This is a genomic window from Grimontia marina (assembly GCF_900060185.1).
In the GTDB taxonomy this organism is placed as follows: Bacteria; Pseudomonadota; Gammaproteobacteria; order Enterobacterales; family Vibrionaceae; genus Enterovibrio; species Enterovibrio marinus.
Map to the genome: position 1 here is coordinate 1 of NZ_FIZY01000149.1, position 1,841 is coordinate 1,841.

Genomic DNA, 1,841 nt, shown 5'->3' on the forward strand with positions numbered 1-1,841 from the left:
AAGGCCGTGCCGTCATTGGCGGCGTTCTGGCTTTCCAAATCAAGGTAGTCCGGGATGCCGTCACCGTCGGAATCCGGGGCAGGGTCGACAGTGCCTTGGAGATTTACTGAGTCCACTTTCAGGTCGCCATCAGCATCGGTTAATCCGGCTTCCACCACATCTGGGATGGTGTCGTTGTCAGAGTCCAGGTCGACATCGTTGTTGATGCCATCGTTGTCAGCATCAACGGAGAAACCTGCGCCAGAAAGAGGGGTCAGAGATATGTTCGACAGCTTTATCGCGCCTCTGTAGAAACTCGAATCAACATAGAAGTCAGGCGTGTCGCCGCTATAACTTGTTGAGCGGACCAGCGTGTCGTTTCGATAGTAGGCGATAGCCCCTTTGTTAACCTGAATTGAGAGGGTGTCGCCAACCGCAACGGAGCCAAAGGTACCGCGTGAACTGCCGCTTTCGTAAATGCGCAGTGTGCTGCCAACAACGTAGAAAGCGTAATCAATGTCTGAGTACCTTGCTGAACTTTCGACGCTACCCAAGCCAAACATGTTGTAGCTACCGAGCGAGTCAATGGTGAAGTTCAATGCGTAGCGGTCGTTGAAGCCATAACTTGAGAAGCGGTTAGAGTTGGCCTGATAGCGCCAGCTTCCGCCGTTGGCTGAGAGCGCACCGTCAGTGAAAGAGGCATTGCCGGTCAGAACAGGCCAGTCTGTGATTTCAGCGCTGGTGCGTGATTCCAGTTCATCAGAAAGACCATCGTTATCACGGTCAATATCAGCGTTGTCGCCGATACCATCGCCATCCGAGTCGGTGGTCTCAGACGCGTCGTCAGGGAAGGCATCGCTGTTGTCCCCAGCACCATCACCGTCAGAGTCTTTGGTCTCAGACGCATCCTCAGGGAAGGCATCCGCATTGTCGCCGACACCGTCACCGTCCGTATCGTTGGTTTCAGTGGCATCTTTAGGGAAGGCGTCACCGTTATCCCCAACGCCATCACCGTCCGTGTCGGTGTCTTCGTTCGGGTCAAATGGGAAGGCGTCGTTAACGTCCAAGGTGCCGTCGTTATCGTCGTCATCATCGTTTGGATTTGATAAGCCATCGCCGTCCGCATCTTCCGCACGATCATCGATACCGTTGCCGTTGACATCGTTACCGCCAAGTTCATCATTGCTATCGAGTTTGCCATCGCCGTTCGAATCGAAGGCAGCAAAGTCATAACCATGCATGTCAAAGGCCGTGCCGTCATTGGCGGCGTTCTGGCTTTCCAAATCAAGGTAGTCCGGGATGCCGTCACCGTCGGAATCCGGGGCAGGGTCGACAGTGCCTTGGAGATTTACTGAGTCCACTTTCAGGTCGCCATCAGCATCGGTTAATCCGGCTTCCACCACATCTGGGATGGTGTCGTTGTCAGAGTCCAGGTCGACATCGTTGTTGATGCCATCGTTGTCAGCATCAACGGAGAAACCTGCGCCAGAAAGAGGGGTCAGAGATATGTTCGACAGCTTTATCGCGCCTCTGTAGAAACTCGAATCAACATAGAAGTCAGGCGTGTCGCCGCTATAACTTGTTGAGCGGACCAGCGTGTCGTTTCGATAGTAGGCGATAGCCCCTTTGTTAACCTGAATTGAGAGGGTGTCGCCAACCGCAACGGAGCCAAAGGTACCGCGTGAACTGCCGCTTTCGTAAATGCGCAGTGTGCTGCCAACAACGTAGAAAGCGTAATCAATGTCTGAGTACCTTGCTGAACTTTCGACGCTACCCAAGCCAAACATGTTGTAGCTACCGAGCGAGTCAATGGTGAAGTTCAATGCGTAGCGGTCGTTGAAGCCATAACTTGAGAAGCGGTT

At 53.4% G+C, this 1,841-nt stretch carries 1 pseudogene; it reads right to left on the reverse strand.

Features of this window, described 5'->3' with window-relative positions:
• Positions 1–1,766, reverse strand: a pseudogene (locus tag GMA8713_RS27840) (hypothetical protein); the annotation flags it as partial.
• Between the last annotated feature and the right edge of the window lie 75 nt (positions 1,767–1,841).